Origin of the sequence: Aureimonas ureilytica (assembly GCF_001475935.1) — a bacterium.
GTDB lineage: Bacteria > Pseudomonadota > Alphaproteobacteria > Rhizobiales > Rhizobiaceae > Aureimonas > Aureimonas ureilytica_A.
Window position 1 is genome coordinate 1 of sequence record NZ_LDQA01000034.1, and the last position, 7,445, is coordinate 7,445.

The 7,445-nt window shown below is 64.4% G+C and carries 2 protein-coding genes and 2 pseudogenes; 3 read left to right on the top strand and 1 reads right to left on the bottom strand.

Annotation, left to right across the window (positions count from 1 at the left end; all coding sequences use genetic code 11):
• Positions 1-113 precede the first annotated feature (113 nt).
• Positions 114-1,145, bottom strand: a complete 1,032-nt coding sequence (locus tag NS365_RS14875; RefSeq protein ID WP_058601084.1) for an IS110 family transposase — start codon at positions 1,143-1,145, stop codon at positions 114-116.
• Between the two features lie 99 nt (positions 1,146-1,244).
• On the opposite strand from NS365_RS14875, the pseudogene NS365_RS25010 reads away from it, so the two are divergent.
• The 3 genes and pseudogenes from NS365_RS25010 to NS365_RS14885 all read left to right on the top strand — a co-directional run.
• Positions 1,245-2,086, top strand: a pseudogene (locus tag NS365_RS25010) (IS3 family transposase); the annotation flags it as partial.
• Between the two features lie 47 nt (positions 2,087-2,133).
• Positions 2,134-2,250 (top strand): annotated as a pseudogene (locus NS365_RS24165) (IS3 family transposase); the annotation flags it as partial.
• A gap of 562 nt (positions 2,251-2,812) precedes the next feature.
• Positions 2,813-7,384 carry an autotransporter domain-containing protein gene (locus NS365_RS14885; protein WP_153003801.1) on the top strand — a complete coding sequence of 1,524 codons (4,572 nt, stop codon included), beginning with the start codon at positions 2,813-2,815 and terminating at the stop codon, positions 7,382-7,384.
• Positions 7,385-7,445: the final 61 nt, after the last annotated feature.

Here is a 7,445-nt window from a genome sequence, read left to right on the forward strand (position 1 = left end):
AAATTCCTGACAGTCCCGAAGGATGTCGGCACACCGTTCAACTGTCAGGCCATCTTTCCAGTCCACTCACAGACATCTGCGACCTGAAGGTCTCCCTTCCGGTCGATCCTCCATCATCCAGCCGAAGTCGCGCTGGCCAGCTCGAACGGCCTTCCGCTTCTCAGCACCGCCCAGATAATCCTGGCCATCTTCGCCGCCAGCGCGACGACGGCCGTGTTCATGTGCGTTCGCGACAGGAGACCACGAAGCCACATGCCCAACAAGGTCGTCCCCTTGGCCAGGGTCGGCAAGGCGGCCCTCGCTCCATGGATCAGCATCTTGCGAAGATAGCCGTTGCCGCGCTTGCTGATCCCCAGAAGCCTCGGCTTGCCGCCGGTCGTCATCTGCCGCGGCACAAGGCCGAGCCAGGCCGCAAGGTCGCGGCCTCGGCCGAATGCCTCACCCTTTCCAACCGAGGCCACGAAAGTGGTCGCGTTCAACGGACCGATGCCGGGGATCGCCGAGAGCAACGTCATCGAAGCGTCCTGTCGAGCGAGATCGGCAAACTCCGCGTCAAAGGCTCCGATCCTGGCGTCAAGAGCGCGCCATTGTGATCGCATATCGTCAATCAAAACCTTGACCCGAGAACCGATCGCCATCTCACCGGCGAAACGCTGATCCAGCCCGAGCGCGAGCTTGCGCCGTCCCTTGGCGATGACAATCCCTCGCTCGAGAAGGATCGCCCGAAGCTGGTTGATCAGGGCCATGCGTTCGCCGACCAGGCGATCTCGGGCGCGATGCAGGCTCTGTATGTCGAGCTGCTCGTCGCTTTTGAGATCGACGAAGCGCATCGTCGGGCGAGTTGCCGCTTCCGCGATCGCCTCGGCATCCCGATCGTCGTTCTTCTGGGCCTTTACGTAGGGGCGAACGTACTCCGGCGACATGAGGCGAACCTCGTGACCCTGATCACGAAAGTAGCGACCCAGATGATGAGCGCCGCAGCACGCTTCCATCGCCACGATGCAAGAGCGCAGGCCAGCCGCCAGCTTCAGCACGGTATCGCGACGCATCCGGCGCCTCAACACGACGGTTCCAGAGCCGTCCATGCTGACGACGCTGCAGATGTCCTTGCTGAGATCGATGCCCAGAACCCTGATCTCATTCATCGGTTCGCCTCCGTGCCAGTCTCAACCGACGCCAATCATGCGCCGAGGGAAAGGGGCGAGCCATTCCATAAACGGACGTTGCCCTTGGCTCGCCTGGAGCGATCCGACGGACGGTTCACGGTGAGTGTCGTAGCGCGAACGCTGGATGTCGCCCGATCGAACATCGCCGAGCGACGCGGCACGACGGCGACGCCGCGGGGTCCGTATCGCAAAGTCAAGGATGCCGTCCTGCCCGCCATCCGCGCCATCGTGGATGCCAAGCCGACTTACGGCTACAGGCGCGTCACGGCGCTGCTGAACCGTGAGCTGCGCCTTCAGGGGCAGCCAACCGTCAACGCCAAGCGAGTGCTACGGATCATGCAGCATCACGGGCTGACGCTCGAACGCCATACGGCCTTGCGGCCCGGTCGAACCACGACGGCATCGTCATCGCGCTGCGCTCCAACATCCGCTGGTGCTCGGACCATCTGGAGATCCACGCCCGCAACCGCGAGATCGTGCGCATCCTCTTCGTCCTGGACGCCTGCGACCGGGAGGTCATCGCTTGGTCGGCCGTCTCCAATGCCAGCATCTCCGACGAAATGGTTCGCGATCTGATGGTGACGGCTGTCGAACGTCGCTTCGGCACCACCAAGGTCCCGCATGCCGTCGAATAGCTGTCAGACAACGGCAGCGCCACCATCGCCAGGGAAACCGCCGACACGGCCCGAGCCCTTGGCCTGACGCTGCTGTTCACGCCCGTCCGCAGCCCGCAATCCAACTGCATTTCCGAGGCCTTCGTCAAAACGTCGAAGAGGGACTATGCCCGCGTCACCATTCTGCCCGACGCCAGCACGATCCTCGCCTTGCTCCCCGAATGGATCGAGGACTATTGCGAAGTCCACCCGCACTCAGGCCTGAAGTTCCGCTCGCCCCGCGAGTTCATCAGGCTCAGTGCCTAAACCCAACCGCTGCCTGTCCGGTGAAACGGGGTCCACTCCACCCGGCGGAAAAGTTGGAGGATTGGCGCAGATACTGCAACGAGGAGCGCCCGCACGGGGCGATCGGGAACAAGGTCCCGATCTCGTTCATCAATCCCGACGGCGCAACCGGCCCGCCGTCTTGACGAAGCCGGAAAACTCCAGCTTCCGGCGGTCCAACGATTGGGAGCGGATCAAAGCCCCACCATCCATTGGATTTGAACAGGGCCACCTAACGGGGGCAGACCACCCACCAAGCCGCCGCGCATGCATCCGATATCAAACAAAATGCGCAACTGTGTTGTTAAAGGGAGAAACCCCGTTATGGCGACGCCCTAATGAAGCAGTCCGTTAGAGCGAAGACTTCATTTTGGAACCAGCTAAGATTCATATTAAAAGTTAGTTAACCGGTGATTCGCCGGATGGACGGTCCTGCCTACGGCCGATCCTGGACGATTCAAGAAGGATTGGATTTTGATGCAGCCGTTCGACTCCGCTGGTGAGACACTCGAGAATGCTAAAAAGGCGATTTACGCACGACGGCGTCAGGGCCTGCATTTCGCGCTGCTTTGCACAACAGCGATCGTTGCCGTTACGGTATCTCCGGTCGTCCTGGGTCTGGTTTCGACCGATTTCGGTCAGGCCCATGCTGACGGCGGCAGGGGGGCTCCCGATGGTTATAATAGCGCCCTCGCCGGTGTAGATAGTTTGACCGGCCCTGGGAACAACGGTGCCTCAGTCGGCGGCGGCGGCGGAGCAGGTGCCACGGGTGGCAATGGCGCAAGCGGCAGCGCGAGCGGCGGGACTGGCGGAAGCAGCGCCGGTTCGGCGGGTGCCAATGGCGTAGCAGGAAGCAACGCGTCCGGCAACGGTGCGGGTTCTGGCGGCGGCGGCGGCGCCCATGGCTATACCGACACATCGGGCAACTTGCCTTCGAGCGCGACGACGGGCGGCAATGGCGGCAATGGCGGCGCAGGGCAGAACGCGGGCAATCCCGGCGGTGGCTCGGGCGGCGGCGGCGGCGGCGGCGGTTACGGCGCGGCGGTCAGCGGCCTCAGCACGACCGCCGTCACCGTCGGCAACAACGCGACAGGCGGTCAGGGCGGTACCGGCGGCAATGGCGGCACCTACGACGCCGGCAACGGCTTCCTCGTGCCAAAGAGCGGCGCCGGGGGCGATGGCGGCATTGGTCTTTATCTCGGCTTCAATAGCACCGGCACCGCCACGGTCAGCGCGGGCACGACGATCACCGGCGGTCAGGGCGGTGCGGGCGGAACCGGTGCCTCGGGCGGCGCGGGCGGCGCGGGCCTCCTCATCGGATCGAGCGGCCGCGTTACGCTTACCATCAACGGCACCGTTTCCGGCGGCACGGGCGGAAGCACGTCCGCCGGCGGCGTCGGTATCCAGGGCCGCAATCTCGCATTGACGATCGGTTCCAGCGGATCGGTGAGCGGCGGTTCTAAGGGAGGGAGCCCATCCGACCATGCGCCGTCGCTCAACTTCACCGGCGGCAGCAACAACAGTTTGACCTTCGACTCCAGCGCGACCACCGGCAACGCGTTGACGGGAGGGATCCTGCTCAGCAGCACGGCCAGTCTTGCGCTGACTCGCGCCGGCGGCGACTCTGCCCTCACCCTCTCCAACATCGTCGCCGGCACCGGTTCGCTCGAAAAGACCGGGGCGGGCACTGTCAACCTGTCTGGTATCAACACCTATACCGGCTCCACCACCGTCACTACCGGCACGCTCGGCTTGACGGGCAGCGGCTCGATCGCCTCATCGAGCAATGTCGCCGTCAATGCCAATTTCGACATTTCCGGTCTGACCGGAACCTCGACGACCATCCACACCCTGTCGGGTTCGAGCATCGGTACGATCGGGCTTGGCAGCAAGACGCTGAATATCTCGCAGGACAGCGACGGCACCTTCAACGGCGTGATCGGTGGCACGGGGCAGATCGGCAAGGCCGGTTCGGCCAAGCTCACCTTGTCGGGAAACAATACCTATAGCGGCGGCACGACGATCAGCGGCGGCACGCTCGCGGTCTCGGCAAACAACAATCTCGGCGCCAATTCCGGCGGGCTCACCTTCGATGGCGGCACATTGCAGGCGACCAATACGTTCGCGACAGCACGAGGCGTGGTGCTGAATTCCGGTGGCGGCAGTGTTGCTGTCGACGGCGGCAGGGTGATGACAGCATCAGGCGTCGTGACGGGCACCGGCGCGTTGACCAAGATCGGCTCGGGCACGCTCACCCTGACGGGCGCGAACACCTATAGCGGGGCGACCTCAGTCTCGGCCGGCACGCTGGCGATCTCGGGTGCCGGCGACATCGGGCAGTCGAGCGCCGTCACGGTCAACGGGATGCTCGACATCTCCGCCCTCTCCGGCGGCGCGACCACCATTCAGACGCTGAACGGCGGGGCGGGTGGCGCCATATTCCTCGGCAGCAAGGCACTGACGGTTCGTCAGTCGTCGACGGGCACTTTCAGCGGCGTCGTGTCCGGCACGGGTTCCTTGTCGAAGACGGGCTCGGGCACGCTGACGCTGACGGGCGCGAACACCTATAGCGGCGGCACGACGGTTTCGACCGGCACTCTGGTCGGCGACACGACGAGCCTTCAGGGCAATATCGTGAACGATGCGGCCGTGATCTTCAATCAGGCGACGAACGGCACTTACGCCGCCGTGATTTCCGGGACCGGCACTGTGGAGAAGACCGGTGCGGGAACCTTGGCGCTGACCGGCAGCAACCGCTATGCGGGTGGCACGACGATGACCGCCGGTACGCTGGCAGTTTCCAACGACGCCAGTCTCGGCGCGGCGTCCGGCGGGCTGACCTTCAGCGGCGGCACGCTCCAAGCGACAGACAGCCTTTCCACGGCCCGCAACATCACGCTGAACGTTGGTGGCGGCTCCATCCTCGTCGACAACGGCAAGAACCTGACGGCCTCCGGCACCGTGTCCGGCACCGGTGCCTTGACCAAGAGCGGCGCCGGTACGCTGACGCTGACGGGTGCGAACACCTATACCGGCAGCACGACGGTCTCTGCCGGTACGTTAGCTCTGTCAGGCAGCGGCAGCATCGACCGGTCGAACTCGGTGGCGGTCAACGGGGGGCTCGACATCTCCGGTATCTCCACAGACACGACCGGTATCGTCAACCTGACCGGCAGCGGCGCGATCGTCCTCGGCGGCAGGACGCTGGCGGTGAATCAGTCAACCGCCGGAACCTTTGCCGGCACCGTGTCCGGCACCGGTGCTTTGACCAAGAGCGGCGCCGGTACGCTGACGCTGACGGGGGCAAACATCTATCGCGGCGGCACGACGATTTCGGGCGGCACGCTGGGCGGCAACACGACGAGCCTCCAGGGCAATATCGTGAACAACGCCGCCCTGGTCTTCGATCAGGCCACGGACGGCACCTATGCAGGCAACCTGTCCGGCACCGGTACCCTGACCAAGGCCAGCGCCGGCACGCTGACGCTGACGGGCGGGAACATCTATAGCGGCGGCACGACGATATCGGGCGGCAGGCTGGTCGGCAACACGACGAGCCTCCAAGGTAATATCGCGAACAACGCGGCCCTAGTCTTCGATCAGGCAAGCGCCGGCACCTATGCCAGCACCCTTTCCGGCACGGGTACGCTCGCCGTCCAAGGCCCCGGCATCCTCAAGTTCACCGGAAACAGTTCGGGCTTTGCCGGCACGACAAATCTCGCCGGAACCCTCTCGGTCGATGGTCAGCTCGGTGGCCAGATGAACGTCCTTTCGGGCGGAATCCTGAAGGGCAACGGCACGGTCGCCACGACGAAACTCGCCTCCGGCGCCACGATCGCGCCCGGCAACTCGATCGGTCGCCTCGCGGTTGCCGGAGACCTGAACTTCGCCCCCGGTTCGACCTATCAGGTTGAACTCGGTCCGAACCAGGCATCCGACCGGATCGACGTTTCCGGCACGGCGACGTTGAACAATGCCGCGCTGGACGTGCGGGTCGATCCGAGCCTCAGCTATCTGAACGGCCAGCTCTACACGATCCTGACGGCGGGGACCGTCAGCGGTCAGTTTGCGAATCCGTTCCCGGCCTCGATTTTCATCGATTCCAAAGTCCTCTATAGCGCCAAGGAGGTGCAGCTCCTTCTCGCCAAGGGCCGCCGCTTCGACAGCGTCGCGGCGACTTCGAACCAGAGCGCCGCGGCCTCGGCACTCGACAGCCTCGACCAGACGGTGGGAACTCCGAGCCAGGCGCTCTACAACACCATCCTGTTCTCGGCGACGGCCGCCGATGCCAGAGCGGCCTTCGACCAGCTTTCGGGTGAAATCCATCCCTCGGTCAGCACCGGGCTGATCGAAAGCTCCCGCTTCCTGCGCGATGCGATGCTCGGCCGCCTCGGCAACGTTCTCGGCACACCTGCCGGCAACGTGGCTACGCAAGGGGGCGCGGTCGACATGGGACACGGTCTCGGCGCTTGGATGACGGGCTACGGCTCCTGGGGACAGACCGACGGTGACGGCAATGCCGCCTCGCTCGATCGCGATACCAGCGGTATCCTCGTTGGCACTGACGGCCTCATGGGCGAAAGAGTGCGGATCGGGCTGATGGCCGGCTACAGCCATTCCTCCTTCGATGCCGACCAGCGGATGTCCTCGGCCGATGTCACCAGCTACCACGTCGGCGCCTATGCCGGCACGGAGCAGGGGAAGTTCGGGTTGAAGGCAGGCGCATCCTATAGCTGGAACGAGATCGACACGGAACGTAGCGTCGGCTTCGCCCGGTTCTCCGATCGCCTTTCGAGCAGCTACGACGCTGGCACGGCCCAAGTCTTCGGTGAAGTCAGCTACCGTCTTGACCTTGGCGGCGTCAGGCTCGATCCTTTCGCCAATCTCGCCTATGTCAGTCTCGGCACCGACAGCTTCTCCGAGCAGGGTGGAGCGGCCGCCTTGTCTGGGCAGAACGAGACCAGCGACGCCACCTTCTCGACGCTCGGCCTCCGCGCCGCGAGGGACTTTGATCTCGGCGGCGTGACCGTTTCGGCCAAGGGTATGGTCGGCTGGCGTCACAGCTATGGCGATGAGACCCCGCAGACGGTCCTGTCCTTCGCGACGGGCAACAGGTTCACGGTCTCCGGCGTTCCGATCGCCAAGGATGCTGCGCTTCTCGACCTTGGTCTCGATGTGAATATCGCCCCGAAGACGAAATTGGGCGTTAGCTACAACGGTCAGTTCGGCTCGGATGCGCACGAGAGCGGCGTTGCGGCACGCTTCGCCGTCGAGTTCTGATCAAGCGGCCGGGCGGATGGTATGGTCCACCGCCCGGCCACCTGAAATAGCCCCCGAATGA

What these genes read in the sequence shown, in the direction of transcription:
- NS365_RS14875 (WP_058601084.1), bottom strand. Translation starts at nt 1,145, where the DNA reads ATGAATGAGATCAGGGTTCTGGGCATCGATCTCAGCAAGGACATCTGC.